This is a genomic window from Aeromonas sp. 96A, assembly GCF_051919165.1.
Taxonomy (GTDB): Bacteria; Pseudomonadota; Gammaproteobacteria; order Enterobacterales; family Aeromonadaceae; genus Aeromonas; species Aeromonas veronii.
The window spans coordinates 260,606-274,568 of the sequence record NZ_JBQBFE010000001.1 but is presented as its reverse complement, the minus strand read 5'-3'; the positions used below and the strand labels follow the sequence as shown (position 1 = coordinate 274,568).

12 protein-coding genes are annotated in these 13,963 nt (G+C 61.0%); 8 read left to right on the top strand and 4 right to left on the bottom strand.

The genetic code is table 11. The annotated features are described in order from the left end of the window. Positions 1 to 98: 98 nt before the first annotated feature. Positions 99 to 563, bottom strand: coding sequence for a hypothetical protein (locus ACTG2W_RS01245; protein WP_047438592.1), 465 nt, complete (start codon positions 561 to 563; stop codon positions 99 to 101). A 195-nt stretch (positions 564 to 758) separates the two neighbouring features. Here ACTG2W_RS01245 and dcuC point away from each other — a divergent pair, with 195 nt between their 5' ends. The 5 genes from dcuC (at position 759) to ACTG2W_RS01220 (ending at position 7,216) form a co-directional block, all read left to right on the top strand. Next, entirely contained in the window at positions 759 to 2,111 is a 1,353-nt protein-coding gene (dcuC, locus tag ACTG2W_RS01240) for an anaerobic C4-dicarboxylate transporter DcuC (protein ID WP_106843583.1), read from the top strand. 90 nt (positions 2,112 to 2,201) lie between these two features. Continuing rightward, positions 2,202 to 3,848: a bifunctional metallophosphatase/5'-nucleotidase gene (locus ACTG2W_RS01235; protein WP_106843582.1), complete on the top strand. Its 1,647-nt coding sequence runs from the start codon at positions 2,202 to 2,204 to the stop codon at positions 3,846 to 3,848. Positions 3,849 to 4,034: 186 nt separating this feature from the next. Further along, the gene (locus ACTG2W_RS01230) at positions 4,035 to 5,678 is read left to right on the top strand and encodes a hypothetical protein (protein WP_245147685.1); all 1,644 of its coding nucleotides are present in this window, start codon (positions 4,035 to 4,037) and stop codon (positions 5,676 to 5,678) included. 144 nt (positions 5,679 to 5,822) lie between these two features. Then, positions 5,823 to 6,326, top strand: coding sequence for a M48 family metallopeptidase (locus tag ACTG2W_RS01225; RefSeq protein ID WP_005333421.1), 504 nt, complete (start codon positions 5,823 to 5,825; stop codon positions 6,324 to 6,326). A gap of 26 nt (positions 6,327 to 6,352) precedes the next feature. Then, the gene (locus ACTG2W_RS01220; protein WP_128835628.1) at positions 6,353 to 7,216 is read left to right on the top strand and encodes a DUF2927 domain-containing protein; all 864 of its coding nucleotides are present in this window, start codon (positions 6,353 to 6,355) and stop codon (positions 7,214 to 7,216) included. 150 nt (positions 7,217 to 7,366) lie between these two features. On the opposite strand, the gene ACTG2W_RS01215 is transcribed toward ACTG2W_RS01220, so the two are convergent. Continuing rightward, complete coding sequence (locus tag ACTG2W_RS01215) at positions 7,367 to 7,618, bottom strand: DinI family protein (protein ID WP_421307914.1); 252 nt, start codon at positions 7,616 to 7,618, stop codon at positions 7,367 to 7,369. 74 nt (positions 7,619 to 7,692) lie between these two features. Next, positions 7,693 to 10,119, bottom strand: a complete 2,427-nt coding sequence (locus tag ACTG2W_RS01210; RefSeq protein ID WP_106843578.1) for a DNA polymerase II — start codon at positions 10,117 to 10,119, stop codon at positions 7,693 to 7,695. A 166-nt stretch (positions 10,120 to 10,285) separates the two neighbouring features. Between ACTG2W_RS01210 and ACTG2W_RS01205 the strand changes: the two genes are divergently transcribed. The 3 genes from ACTG2W_RS01205 (at position 10,286) to ACTG2W_RS01195 (ending at position 12,812) form a co-directional block, all read left to right on the top strand. Continuing rightward, positions 10,286 to 10,780: a prolyl-tRNA synthetase associated domain-containing protein gene (locus ACTG2W_RS01205; protein ID WP_106843577.1), complete on the top strand. Its 495-nt coding sequence runs from the start codon at positions 10,286 to 10,288 to the stop codon at positions 10,778 to 10,780. Positions 10,781 to 11,040: 260 nt separating this feature from the next. Then, positions 11,041 to 12,279, top strand: a complete 1,239-nt coding sequence (locus ACTG2W_RS01200) for a GGDEF domain-containing protein (protein ID WP_106843576.1) — start codon at positions 11,041 to 11,043, stop codon at positions 12,277 to 12,279. Further along, positions 12,276 to 12,812, top strand: coding sequence for a GNAT family N-acetyltransferase (locus ACTG2W_RS01195; RefSeq protein WP_106843575.1), 537 nt, complete (start codon positions 12,276 to 12,278; stop codon positions 12,810 to 12,812). The genes ACTG2W_RS01200 and ACTG2W_RS01195 overlap by 4 nt, the downstream gene beginning before the upstream one ends. 101 nt (positions 12,813 to 12,913) lie before the next feature. On the opposite strand, the gene ACTG2W_RS01190 is transcribed toward ACTG2W_RS01195, so the two are convergent. Further along, positions 12,914 to 13,774, bottom strand: coding sequence for a PA4780 family RIO1-like protein kinase (locus ACTG2W_RS01190; RefSeq protein ID WP_106843574.1), 861 nt, complete (start codon positions 13,772 to 13,774; stop codon positions 12,914 to 12,916). Between the last annotated feature and the right edge of the window lie 189 nt (positions 13,775 to 13,963).

Sequence of the window (13,963 nt, the reverse complement as noted above, 5' to 3'; positions counted from 1 at the left end):
GTGACGACGAGGCGGCGCAATACAATGATGCGCCCAGAAATCAGAGCACGCTCACAGGTTGCGTGAGCAGAGTATGGCACAAGGCCAAAACTGTATTTTTATTGAGCATGACGGCTGATGCGCTGCCAGTCGAGGTGATAGTTTTTCACATTGATGTCATGACCATCTATCTGAATAAAATGATCATTTTTAAGGCGGTTGGCAAAAAAGTCCTGATCTGCCCCCTCATTGAGCCACAGCTCGCAAAGTCCCCGTTTTCCCTCTCTGGCATAGAATCTCGGGGTGACCAGCAGCGCAACCCCATCTACCCGGATGGCATGACGGGCCAGGCAGTTTGCTTCGGTGGTTTTGGATGCCAGCGCGGCAAAACGGGGTCTGTTCCCCTCGGCAACCACCAGTACGCCGTAAGAGTGAGGAGCCATGAGACGCCGCATGGCGACCGCCTGATGAGGACCGGTTTGATGAAAACCGTCATTGGTTACCGCAAACACGCAAGTAGGTGAAAATAGCATTGCAAGCAGAAAAAGAGAGCGTTTAATGCCTGAAAAATCACCAACCACCATATAAAAGCCTCAAAAGACAACCAAGGCTGGCAAGGGTAGGTAGCCAAACCCGCTGGGTAAAGTACCTTTACCTTTCTTTAATTCTGTTCATGGGGTTAAACGTTGATTTAGCTCACACAACATCCTGTTTCCAGTCGCCACTCTACCCCTATCGGAATAGACTCCCTCCACTCTCATCCAATCAGAAGGCAACATATGCTGGAACTCATCGTTGGCACCCTGATCACCCTGGTGGTGGGCCGTGCCATTTTCAAAGGATACTCCGCGACCGGGGTGCTGCTGAGCGGCGGCTTGCTGCTGCTGGTCATCACCGCCATGATGGGCAAGCCGGTACTGCCGAGCAAGGTGGTCAGCACCGGTTATATCGCTACCGATATCTTCGAATACGTCCGCTTCCTGCTCAATGACCGTGGCGGTGGACTGGGGATGCTGATCATGGTGCTCTGCGGCTTCGCCGGCTACATGAGCCATATCGGCGCCAACACCATTCTGGTCAAGCTGGCCAGCAAACCGCTCGGCATCATCAAGTCCCCCTATATCCTGTTGGTGGCTGCCTATCTGGTGGCCTGCGCCATGTCGCTGGCGGTGAGCTCTGCCACCGGCCTCGGCGTGCTGCTGATGGCAACCCTGTTCCCGCTGATGGTCAACATGGGGATCTCCCGTGGCGCGGCGGCGGCCGTGTGCGCCTCGCCAGCCGCGATCATTCTGGCACCAACCTCAGGGGACGTGGTGATGGCCGCTCAGGCCGCCAACATGCCGCTGCTGGACTTTGCCTTCAAACTGACCCTGCCCATCTCGCTGGTGGCGATCGCCTGTATGGCGGTGACCCACTTCTTCTGGCAGCGCTACCTTGACCAAACATCCGGTGAGCACAACGAGCCGGTCGCCCCAGGTGATCTGGTGACGACTGCGCCTGCCTTCTACGCCATCCTGCCCTTTACCCCCATCATCGGGGTGCTGGTATTTGACGGTAAATGGGGCCCACAACTGGATATCGTCACCATCATCGTCATGTGCATGGTGCTGGCCAGCCTGCTGGAACTCATGCGTATCCGCAATGGCAAGGAGCTGCTGGACGGTCTGCAGGTCTGCTGGCGCAACATGGCTGACGCTTTTGCCGGTGTGGTCATGCTGCTGGTCGGTGCCGGCGTCTTCGCCCAGGGTCTGATGACCATCGGCTTTATCGACACCCTGCTGGCTCACGCGCAGGATCTCGGCTCCGGCGGCCTGATCATGATGCTGTCGCTGGTGGTGATCACCACCCTGGCTGCCTTCACCACCGGCTCGGGCAATGCCCCCTTCTACGCCTTCGTGGAGCTGATCCCCAACCTGGCCAGCAGCCTTGGCATCAACCCGGCCTATCTGGTGATCCCGATGCTGCAAGCCTCCAACCTGGGTCGCACCATTTCTCCGGTCTCCGGGGTGGTGGTCGCCTGTGCCGGGATGGGCAAGCTCTCGCCGTTTGAGGTGGTCAAGCGCACCAGTATGCCGGTCGCCGTCGGCCTGCTGGTGGTGATCGTCGCCACCCAGATCATGGTACCCGCCTGATCATTGACCAGCCCGGCACCCTGCCGGGCTGGTATCCTCCCCCCCCTTTGCAGTAGACTCGGTGCTCATTTTCCCCTAAGGAGGACCGAGATGAGTATTACGGTTCAACTTGCCCATTTCAGTGATTGCCACTCCCACTTCGATGGCGCGCCCATGAGCTTCTCCCCTGTCGGTGAAGGCCAATGGCGCACCCAGTGCGGCGGTTATGCCCGGATCCTGACCCGACTGACCCAACTGCGTGCCCAAGCCGCAGCAGCCGGCCAGCGTTTTCTGTTTCTGCACGGTGGCGACTCCTTTCAGGGCTCTCTCTATTTCAACCGCTTCAAAGGGCGCGCCAACGCCGACCTGCTCGCCATGCTGGCCCCCGATGCCATGGTGCTCGGCAACCACGAGTTCGATCTGGGCAACGGCCCACTGGTGGAGTTCTTGCGCCAGCTCGATTTTCCGGTGCTGGCCGCCAATCTGGATAACAGTCAGGAGCCTGCCGACACAACCCTCGGGCTGTGGGATATTCCCCACCTCTACGACGCCCATCAGCCCTGGCATCGTCGGGTGATCGACGGGGTTCCCTTTGCGCTGCTCGGCATCACCCTCGCCCAGATGGCTGCCATCGCCAACCCGGATCCCCACACCCGTTTCCACGCGGTCGCCGACACCCTCACCAAGGTGCTGCAGGAGATCAAGCGCGAAGGGATCCAGCATATCGTGCTGCTGAGCCACCTCGGGCTGGATCAGGACAAGCTGCTGGCCGAGCGCTTCCCCGAGCTCAGTCTCATCATCGGTGGCCATACCCACAGCCTGCTCGGCGATCTCGCGCCGCTGGGTCTGCCAAGCGAAGGCAGCTATCCGCTGATGAACAACGGGGTGGCTATTTTGCATGCTGGCCACAGCGCCCTCTGCCTCGGTGTCTGCGAGCTCACTTTCGATGAGGCAGGCCGCGTCGTGCAAAGTGAGGGGCAGCTGGAGTGGCTCCCCTGGCAGCCCTGGCCATTTGCCTCCACGCCACCTGTCGGGCTCACCTTCTGCGAGCCGGATCCACAGCTTGAACAACATCTGGCCAAACGCTATCGGCCTGAGATAGAGACAATGAGCCAGCGCATCGTCACCCGACTGGCGGCGCCACTTCCCCATCAGCGGCTGCCAGATGCCACCCTGCCCCACGGCAGCCAGCTCGCCCCGCTGGTGGCCAGCGCCATGCTGACCGCCGCCCGTGAACAGGTAGGCGAGGTGGACTTTGCCCTGCACAACGCCGGCGGCGTGCGCTGCTCGCTGGAGCCGGGCCCCCTGAGCGAAGCGGATATCGCCGGTCGCCTGCTGCCGTTTGCTATTCCCCTCACCCTCTATCGGGTGCACGGTCACGAGTTGGCGGAGGCGCTGGAGAATGCCATCGACAACGCCACCAACAACGGCGTGGTCGGCAATGGCAACGGCAGCTTCCCCTACACCGCAGGGGTGCGATTCACCTATCAGGCCGATCGGCCCAAGGGTCAGCGCATCACCCGACTGGAGTGGGAAGCCGCCCCCGGCCAGTGGCAAGCGGTCAATGCCGAACAGGTCTATCGCGGAGTGTCGAGCGCCTATACCGCCTCCGGCAAGGAGGGCTACACCGCACTGGCGCGGACCCTAACCCAGCACAATCAGGAGCTCGGCATCACCCTGGCCGACGCCTTTATCCGCTGGGCCCGTCACCTTCCGACACTGGAAGCGCAGCCGCCCCTGGTTGAGTACTTCAGTTGATATCGGAGGGATGCTTTGCCACATCCCCCTGACGGCCAATATTGCCGCAGCCAGCGCCCGGTTCCCTGCAAGAACCGGGCTTTTTCGAGAATATTTGCCCCACACGGGCCTGCCCCATTGCATCGCACTCACTAGCTCGGCAAGATAGGCCCGCTTTCAAGACCAGCTGCAGGAACAGGCGACTTCATGAATCACTCCATCCGTTTCACTCCCCCTCGCGTCAACCCGGGTATCAAGCCAGCCATTGTGCTGCTGACCGCCTTGCTGGCGCTGCTCTTCTGTCTGCGCAACCCGCTCTTCCACGCCATGGCGCCAGGCTTTGATGCCTCGCTGTTCGCGGTGATGGGCAAGATGTGGAGCGAAGGTGGCGTGCTCTATCGCGACATGATCGACATCAAGGGGCCGATGATCTTCGCCCTCGATGCGCTGGGCTATCGAATGGGGGGTTTTGTCGGGATCTGGGCGCTGGAGTGGGTGCTCTGCTGGCTCGGACTGCTGGCCAGCTGGCAAGCCTTTGCCCAGCTTGGACTCTCGTTCAAGGCGCGTCTCGGCGCCATGCTGGCGGTGCTGGCTCTCTACGGCACCCGTTACTACTACGGCAACATGACTGAGGACTGGACCTTCCACCTCGCCCTCATCGCCCAGTGGGCCTTCATCACCCTGCTGCTGGACAAGGGGTTTCGCTGGTGGCCGGCACTGGTGGCGGCCCTTACCTTCGCCATCGTCGCCTGGATGCGCACCAACAACGGCGCCTTCTGGGGCGCCTGGTATCTGGTGCTGTTCTGCCACTGGTGTCTGCATGAGAAGTGGCGTGATGCCATCTTGCTGCTCATCTCCAGCCTACTCGGTCTGGCGCTGATTGGCGGCCCGCTTTACGCCTACTTCCAGCAGCATGATCTGCTGGCGGCCTTCAAATACTACGCCTTCGACATCTTCTTCGAGGGGAGCTACGGCAATGGCTTCTCCCCCATGGTGGGCGCCGTCGGCCTGCTACGCACCGGCCTTATCATGCTGCTGCCCGCCTTCATCATTCTGATGCTGAGCCGCCGTCAGGAGTGGTATCTGCCCGCCCTGCTGGCAACCCTGTTTGGGGTGCTGTTTACCCTGATCGCCAACTCGGTCTCCGGCCATGTGTTCGATCACTACGACGTACTCTATCTGCAACTGGCAGTGCTGCCGCTGGCGGTATTGCTGGATCGCAGCGAACAGCAGGCTGATGCCATCGGCCTGCTCTGCATCTCGCTGGTGGTGCTCACCGCCAGCTGGCTGCTGGCCCAGCAGCTCGCCTTTGGCTGGAGCACCAAGGAGTGGTCCCTCGAGCGGGTCAACGAGGTGCTCGGTACCAGCCTGCTGTGGGCGCTGCCGGTGCTGATCCTCATCCCCCTCTGGCGAGCCTGGGATGTGCGCAGTGCCACCCCCTGGCTGGCAACGCTGGCCATGCTGCTGCTGATGATCAACAACGCCTGGGAAGGCACCCTCAAGGGTCGCCCTTTCAATCCGGCCGCGCAGGTACGGGTCGATCGCATCACGGCCGAGACAGTCCCGAGCGACAAGATCTGGGTCGATGGCATCCAGCCGCAATATTATCTCTGGACCGATCGCCAGCCGGCGTCCGCCTACCTCTTCTTTGCCAACGTCAATCCGCCCTATGACGTGCGCGAGCGGGTGCTGGCCGATATCCAGCGCCAGAGCCCGAAGTTCATCATCGCCAAGCCGGATCGGGTGAGCGAAGAGCTGAAAAAACCGAGCTCGCCTTCCCATCTCGCCTTCTATCAATACCTGACCAGCCACTACGAAGAGGTGGATCCGGGTCTCTATCGCCGACGCTGATCGTCAATACGCCCCGCAGGGCGGCCATTGTTGCAATGGCCGCCCTTTTTCTTGCGCCAGAGCCCCTTGCAGCAGCGGCCCGCAGTAGGCAAGCCCGCCCGAGATAACTACAATGACGCTCTTTTTGATGTAACGAGTAACACCATGGCGGAACTGACTTATCTGGGCGGCTATCCAGACCCCCTCAAGGCACAGGTACAACAGCTGATTGCGGCGGGCAAGCTGGGGGAGATGCTGGCCAAACGCTATCCGGAAAGCCACCAGATCCAGAGCGACAAGGCGCTGCTTGCCTACACCATGGAGCTGAAGAACCGCTACCTCAAGAGCTCGGCGCCCCTGTCAAAGGTGGTGTTCGATGGCAAGATCAACGTGATCAAGGATGCCCTCGGCCTGCACACCTACGTCAGCCGGGTACAGGGCAGCAAGCTCAAGGCCAAGAACGAGATCCGCATCGCCGCCCTGTTCAAGGAGGCGCCGCCCCCGTTCCTGAAAATGATCGTGGTGCACGAACTGGCCCATATCAAAGAGAAGGATCACAACAAGAGCTTCTACCAGCTCTGCCAGCACATGGAGCCCGACTATCATCAACTGGAGTTTGATCTCAGACTCTGGCTCACCTGGCGTGATATCGACAAGGCCAACCGCTAGGCTGACAACCGTTTCAGGGAGGAAACATGTCATTTGCCGCAACCCCCTTTGGTGCCACCCGCTTTATTGCCACTTTGGTAATGGCCAGCTTGGGCCGCGCTGCCCGTCCCCGCCGCGCGTCACGCGGGCTGCTGGCGCTGCTGCTTTTGCTCGCGGGCCACTGCGCCCGTGCCGATGAGCGCTGGCAGAGCGACAGCTATCTGGTCGAGAGCTTTATGGCCATCGTCATGGAGCGGGAGTATGGCGAAGCCAGGCAGACCCGTTTTGCCCGCTGGCAGCAGCCGATCCGGCTGCAACTTATCAACGAGTCGGGTGACAAGCCGCTGCAGGCCGACGTGGTGAAGGTACAGGCAGCCCATCTGGCCCGCATCACCGGCCACCCCATCAGCATGGTGGCCGCAAAGCCCAACCTCACCCTGATCATGACCGACTACAGCAAGATGAAGAGCTGGGCCAACCGCACCATGGGGGGCGATCCATCGGTCAAGATGGCGCTCAAGGAGGGGCTCTGCCTTGCCAATTTCGCAACCAATGCAAAACACGAGATCAGACGTGCCACCATCATCATTCCGGTAGACTACAGCAGAGCCAAGGGGCGTTTTCTCGACTGCGTGGTGGAGGAGTTCACCCAGGTGATGGGGCTGCCCAACGACTCGGACAAGGTGTTTCCCTCCATCTTCAATGACAACAGCATCGACAGCTTTTTGACCGGGCTGGACTATGTGCTGCTAAAGATGGCCTATCACCCGGCCCTCAAAGCCGGAATGAGCAGTGCCGAGATCCGCACCGCACTGCCTATCGCACTGGCCGATCTGCGCGCCAAAGGGGAGATCAGCGAAGCCAATCGCCGAGTGCAGCAGCAGAGCCTGAAAAGCTGGGCGGGGCTGTAACGGGCATGGCTCAACCCAGAGTCAGACAAGCCACCGCGAACCTCTCTCTCACCACCAACAAAAAACGCAGCCACCTGGCTGCGTTTTTTGTTGTCCGAAGGTCAACGGATCAGTAGCGGGCATACCCGTTTATCCACTGACAGTGCGGGATCAGGAGGCGACGTTCTCTTCCGGCATCCAGCTGTCGGCGTTCTCCCACACCTCCTGCACCATGGCTTCGGCCAGCTCTTTGTCTTCCTTGCTGGCACGGCTGACGGTCAGAGCCATGGAGCTGCCCGGCGCGACCCGCACATGGATGTCGGGGAATTTTTCGCCAAGCTGCTTGAGCAGCTCCTGACGCAGCGCCTCCATGGTCGAGGTCGGGATCTGATGTTTTCTGTCGATGATGATTTCAAGACGCATAGGAAACTTCTCCATGATTTATAACTGTATTTTTATCCAGTATTCATGGGAAGTAAAGTGCCAACTTGCACCAATCAGAAAAGATCCAGCTGCTGACCACAGATCCGATCGAACGATTCGCCGATAAAGGGCAGGATGGCATCGGCAATGGGCCGCAACTGCTTGTCGATATAGTGCTCGTAATCGATGGCGCTGCGCCGGTACTCCAGCGGCTCGGGGCCATTGAGGGTCATCAGATAGGCGATGGCGCCCCGATGCTGATTGCGCTGGGGCAGACCGCGGCGCAGGTTCTCCTCATCGGCCAGCCGCGCCGCCCGCACATGGGGCGGTACATTCTTCTGATACTCCTCGAGCTTCTGGCGCAGCCGTTTGCGGTAGATAAGCAGATCGTCGTGACGACCGGCGCGGGTCTCATCGACCATGGTGCGCACATAACCGCTGGGATCTTCATCGTGAAACACCAGCTCATAGAGGCGGGTCTGGAACTGCTTGGCCAGCATGGTCCAGTCGGTGCGCACCGATTCGAGCCCCTTGAACACCAGCTGTTCACTCCCCTCACTGGCCTTGCCAACCAGCCCCGCATAGCGCTTCTTGCTCCCCTTCTCCAAGCCGCGGATGGTGGGCATCAGAAAGCGGCGATAGTGGGTCTCGTACTGGATCTCGAGATAACTCGGCAGGTCGAACTCGCGCCTGATCAGTGCAGCCCAGTTATCGTTGATCATTTGAGCCAGTCGCTGGCCAATCTCGTCCGCCTCATCCGAGCTGGTCTCGCGCCCCAGATGGACAAAGGTGGAATCGGTGTCGCCATAGATCACCTCGAACCCCTTCGCCTCAATCCACTCGCGGGTCTGCTGCATGATGCTGTGGCCACGCAGGGTAATGGACGAGGCTAGGCGCGGATCATAGAAACGGCAGCCCCCTGAACCCAGCACGCCGTAGAAAGAGTTCATGATGATTTTGATGGCCTGGGAGAGCGCCTTGTTGCTGGCGGCCTTGGCCCGATCCCGCGCCGCCCACAGGGTGGCGATGAGATCCGGCAGGAAGTGCCGCTCGCGGGAGAACATGGCGCCGCGAAAGCCGGGAATCGCGTGCTCGGGATGCTGCAGCCCCTCGATGAGCCCCATGGGATCGATGCAGAAGGTGCGGATGATGCTGGGATAGAGGCTCTTGAAATCGAGCACCAGCACGTGGCGATAGAGGCCGGGTTTGGAGTCCATCACATAGCCGCCGGGGCTTGCCAGCCCCCCGTCGGCCGGCAGATTGGGGGCCACGTAGCCGCCACGATGGAGCCGCGGCAGATAGAGGTTGGTAAAGGCCGCCACCGAGCCCCCCACCCTGTCCAGCTCCAGGCCGGTAAGGGAAGCGCGCTCGATGGCAAAAGGGATGAGGTGGCAGTAATCGAAGATCTCCCACACCAGCTTGCAATCTTCCAGGTTGTAGCGGGCCAGCGCCTCCTTGTCGGAGTGGAACAGCTCGGTGATCTTCTCCCCCCGATTGGCCACATCCTCGATATCCTTGCCACGGCCGAGCAGTTCGCTCGCCACCGCATCCAGGCTGTAGCTGGCAAACTGCCAGGTGGCGCTTTTGAGGGTATCGATGCCATCGAGCACCATGCGCCCGGGGATAATGACGTTGCCGGTTTGGGGATCGCCCCGTGACGAGCGCCAGAAGCAGAGCTCACGACCCCGCCCGAGCCGCAGCCGCCGCTTGTTAAGCTCGGCGCGGCGTAGCAGCAGGCGAAAATCAAAGTTGACCACGTTCCAGCCGATGACCAGATCGGGGTCATGGTGACTGAACCAGCTCTCCAGCGCACTCAGCAGGGCGCTCTCGTCCGCCACCCACTGGACTTGGGTGCCCCAGCTCTCGGCATCCGCTTCCGGGGTGCCAATCATGATGACCCGCGCATCCTGCTCGCTGTAAAGGCCGACCGAGAACAGCGCCCCGTCCATGGCGCACTCCACATCCAGCGACACCCAGGAGAGGGTTGGCGTCACCGCCTGCGGCGCGCAGCGCGCCTCGTTCACCTCCCAGTAGCCCTGCTTGCCCCCCTTTTTTACCGCCCGGCCATCGAAGCGCACGCCAGCGGTGATGAAACGCTCCATCAGAAACCGCTCCGGCAGCCGGATATCCGCCTCGAAGTGCTCCAGCCCGCGAATAAGCAGTAGCTCGATGGCACGGTGAAAGGCACTCAGAGTGATGAAATAGCAGCCCACTACAGGCCGACCGTCGAAGGTGTGCATCGGCAGGCGGCGAAACCGCCCGCTCACCCCGGCCCCTTTGAACAGCTCGGCGGCTTCTGCCATATGGCTCTGCGGCAAAAAGAACACCGGCTCCTGCCCCGGCACCACCACCCGCACCGGCCCCTGCGCGCTCCAGAGCCACATCACGATTTCGGTGGTTGCAGGCAGCCCGTTGCGGCCGCGCACGTCCCGACCGTGGCGGGTCAGGATAAAACCGTCGAGGGGCGGGGTGGCGGGTACGGTGGGCTGGGTTGCAGTCATGAAGCGTAAAGGGGCTGTCCGAGAATGGGACTATTGTACGTTCATACAGTGCCTGCTCGCAATCATCACGCTGGCTGCGAGGCGGGAGTCAAACTGGTAAGCTCGATCCGGTCGTTATTCCCGCTCATCCCGTTCTGACCACTCTTCGCCGACGAAAGGAGTATCTGTGGCAATCTATTCTCTGCTGGATCAGCTGGCGATCCCCTACCAGCGTGTCGATCATCCCCCCGTATTTACCTGTGAGGAGGCGAGCAAGCTGCTGCCCGACCTGCCCGCAGCCAAGACCAAAAACCTCTTTTTGCGCGATCCGAAAAGCGAGCGGCTGTTTCTGGTGGTGAGTCCGGAGGATCACCGGGTCGACCTCAAGGCGCTGGCTGCCATGCTCGGCGTCAAGCGGCTGAGCTTTGGCTCCCCCGAGCGGCTCGATGCGGTGCTCGGCCTCACCCCGGGATCGGTGACCCTGCTCGCCATGGTGCGCGACAGGGAAAAAGCGGTAGAGCTGGTGGTGGACGAGGCCATATGGCAGGCCGAACAGGTGCAGTGCCATCCGCTGGTCAACACCGCTACTCTGATCATCCGCCTCGACGATGTGCGCCGTCTGCTGACCCATCTGGGCCGGAAGGCAACCATGATGCGCTTGCCAGCTGCGACCTGCGATTAGCACAACGTCTGGCGGTTGGGTTTACCCTGCCGCCAACACCACCTTTCACGCAGCGAAATTGACTGACAAGACAATAAAATGGCTCCTTGTGCGCTGATAAATCGAGTCAGCAGTTGCCATCGTGCAAGAAGTCGGAGATGAGCACATTCGGCCATTTAACCCATTGATAATAGGTTTGATTCATGTTGTGATCGGCCACTGCCAGCGGGCGATACCCCATCGCCTGTTCGTTCACAGGTGACTTCCCAGAGAGCCCCTTGATGCCAAGTCTGTTTTCCTCGGCCCAGTTGTTGAGTCTGGTGCTGTTCGTCACGCTGTCACATGTGGGGGTCGCCACCATTTTCGCCGCCATGTGGCACACTCATCGCCAGATCAGGGCATTGATCTACTGGTCAGCGGGGGAACTGGTTATCGCGGGGGCTTTTTGCTGCCTGCTGCTGCGCCCCCTCGAGGGAAATGCATCCCTTGCCAATATTCTCTGCACCAACCTGCTGTTGATGTCGACCACCCTGCTCTATGAACGGGGGATGCGCCACTTCTTTCGCCGTGAAGCCGATCAACTGGGCTGGCTGCTGCCCGCCGTTACCCTCGGCGGTTTCGTCCTGTTTGCCCTGACCGCCCTGCAGCAACCCCTCTTTGATGTGCATAGCCGGATCATCGTGCTCTCCGGCGTGCTCTCGCTGCAGATTGCACTGCTTATCTGGCAGCTCTGGCGCTACCAGCGGCTGGCCCCCGTCTATCGGGTGCTGCGCTTTGCCATTCTGCTGCTCGGCCTGCAACTGCTGTTGCAACTGCTGCGGATCGCCAAACATCTCTGGCAGCCAGAGCTGGCGGCCAACTCCTTCACCGACCCGCTGCTCGGGCCTGTGATCCTGCTCAGCCTGCTCTTTACCATCGCCCGCAGTTATCTGCTGCTGAGCCTGGTCCACACCCGCCAACAGCAAGCCCTGCTGGCCACCCAGCGCAAGCTGGAGCGGCGCGCCAATCAGGATGAGCTGACTGGCCTGTTCAGCCGCCACTATTTCGAACGCCAGGTTGCCCTGCGTGCCCGCGAGGTGACGAGCCCCGGCCAGCTGCTGCTGATCGATCTGGACAACTTCAAACAGATCAACGACCGCCACGGCCACCCCGCCGGTGATGCCATGCTGCGGGCCGTGGGTCGGGTGATCGCCAATACCCTGCCTGCCGAGGGCATGGCCGGTCGGCTTGGCGGCGATGAGCTGGCCCTGCTGCTGATGGCGGACCCGCATACCCTGCCCGACTACTGTCACAGCCTGCAACAGCAGATCGCCGAGGCGACCCGGGCGCTGGCCGGTGGCCCCATCAGCCTCAGCATCGGCCTCACCTCGCTGCACCCTGACGAGGGGTTTGAAGCGGCCTATCTGCGCGCGGATCGGGCCCTTTACGCCGCCAAACAGGCTGGAAGGCAACGGGCCTGCGTACAGGAGCTCCACCACAACGAGCCGCAACCGCTGCCGCCCTGCGCGCTCCTGTCATGAGCAAAGTGCTCGCTCTGCAATGCCGACCGGCCAGGCTGGCAGATGCCCCGGCTTACCGGCGCTATGTCACCGAATGCGCCGAGGACGGACAGCCGCTCTATCAGGTGGCGCAATTTGACCCGGACGGCTGGCTACAGAGCCTGCTGGATCACGCAGAAGCGCGCAACTTGCCCAGTGGATACCTGCCGACCACCACCTATTTTGCCCTCGATGGCGAGGAGATCATCGCCACCCTGCGACTGCGTCACGGTGACAATGAGGCAACCCGCCAGTGGCTGGGTCATATCGGTTACGAAACCCGCCCCTCTCACCGTGGCGAAGGGGCCGCTACCGTGCTGCTGCGCTGGGTACAACAACAGGTGCTGGCAGCGCCGGTACTGATCAGCTGTGACCAAGACAATCTGGCTTCCCGCAAGGTCATTACGGCCGCCGGGGGCGTGTTGCTGGGGCGGCGCTTCCATCCGGGGGATCGCAACTGGCTGGAGATGTATCAGCTAGCCCCCTGCCCCGCCCGGCAACAGCAGGTCTATTGACTACAGCAGCCAGTGATCAGTTACAGGTATGATGACCTCAACCGAGACTCCAACAAAAAGAGCGCCCCGAAGGCGCTCTTTTTGCGAACGTGGCAAGACCGTTAGTAGCTGTCTTCCTGCTCCGCCTTCATCCGGGCCTGACGGGCATAGGCCTCCTCCTCGGCGCTCTCGATCTCCTGCAGCACCGAATCGAGATCGATGGCGGTGCTGCTCTCTTCAAAGTGACCGGTCAGCTCGCTATCGGGGGTGAGTTTGCCATCTTCAAACAGCGCCCACATCTCCTGGGCATAACGGGTCTTGAGCAGCTCGGGGGCATACATGCCGTAGTAGTTGCGCATGTTGTTGACGTCCCGCTCCAGCATCGCCTTGGCCTGGTTGTTGGCGGCGGCATCCACCACCTGGGGCAGGTCGATGATGACCGGGCCCTGTTCATCCACCAGCACATTGAACTCGGAGAGATCCCCGTGGATAAGGCCGGCGCAGAGCATGCGCACCACGTAACGGAGCACCTTGGCATGGTCGATGACCGCCTGCTCGGGGGTAAGCGCCACATCGTTGAGGCGCGGCGCGACATTGCCATCCTCATCGGTGATAAGTTCCATCAAGAGGACGCCATCGAGGCAGACATAGGGCTGCGGCACCCGCACACCGGCCGCCGCCAGCTTGAACAGGGCGTCGACCTCGGTGTTCTGCCACACCTCTTCATGCTGCTTGCGGCCGTACTTGGAGCCCTTCTCCATGGCGCGAGCGCTGCGGCTGTTACGCACCTTGCGCCCCTCCTGATAGACCACGGCCTGCTTGAAGCTGCGCTTGGACGCCTCTTTATAGACTTTGGCGCAACGGATCTCGTCGCCGCAGCGCACCACATAGACGTCGGCCTCTTTGCCGCTCATCAACCGGCTGACGACCTCATCGACCAGGCCGTCATCAACCAGAGGTTGGATTCGATTTGGAATTTTCATGGCCGCCCTTTTACCCTATTTCCGCTCTCGAAGATAGCTCCGCGCACGCTCACCTGCCTCTCCCTTTCATAAGACACCCTGTTATCCCCTGTTTGCGCTGTTTTTGTCCACCCGTTCGCCTTAAAAACCACCAGCAGCAGACCAAATACGAAAGGCGCTTGTGCCAACAAAAATGGCCCGCAAGCGGGC

Bases quoted from the DNA above. Each gene is read 5' to 3' on its own strand.
- ACTG2W_RS01210 (WP_106843578.1), bottom strand. From the start codon at position 10,119: ATGACTGCAACCCAGCCCACCGTACCCGCCACCCCGCCCCTCGACGGT.
- ACTG2W_RS01200 (WP_106843576.1), top strand. From the start codon at position 11,041: ATGCCAAGTCTGTTTTCCTCGGCCCAGTTGTTGAGTCTGGTGCTGTTC.
- ACTG2W_RS01230 (WP_245147685.1), top strand. From the start codon at position 4,035: ATGAATCACTCCATCCGTTTCACTCCCCCTCGCGTCAACCCGGGTATC.
- ACTG2W_RS01215 (WP_421307914.1), bottom strand. From the start codon at position 7,618: ATGCGTCTTGAAATCATCATCGACAGAAAACATCAGATCCCGACCTCG.
- ACTG2W_RS01225 (WP_005333421.1), top strand. From the start codon at position 5,823: ATGGCGGAACTGACTTATCTGGGCGGCTATCCAGACCCCCTCAAGGCA.
- dcuC (WP_106843583.1), top strand. From the start codon at position 759: ATGCTGGAACTCATCGTTGGCACCCTGATCACCCTGGTGGTGGGCCGT.
- ACTG2W_RS01245 (WP_047438592.1), bottom strand. From the start codon at position 563: ATGGTGGTTGGTGATTTTTCAGGCATTAAACGCTCTCTTTTTCTGCTT.
- ACTG2W_RS01235 (WP_106843582.1), top strand. From the start codon at position 2,202: ATGAGTATTACGGTTCAACTTGCCCATTTCAGTGATTGCCACTCCCAC.
- ACTG2W_RS01190 (WP_106843574.1), bottom strand. From the start codon at position 13,774: ATGAAAATTCCAAATCGAATCCAACCTCTGGTTGATGACGGCCTGGTC.
- ACTG2W_RS01220 (WP_128835628.1), top strand. From the start codon at position 6,353: ATGTCATTTGCCGCAACCCCCTTTGGTGCCACCCGCTTTATTGCCACT.
- ACTG2W_RS01195 (WP_106843575.1), top strand. From the start codon at position 12,276: ATGAGCAAAGTGCTCGCTCTGCAATGCCGACCGGCCAGGCTGGCAGAT.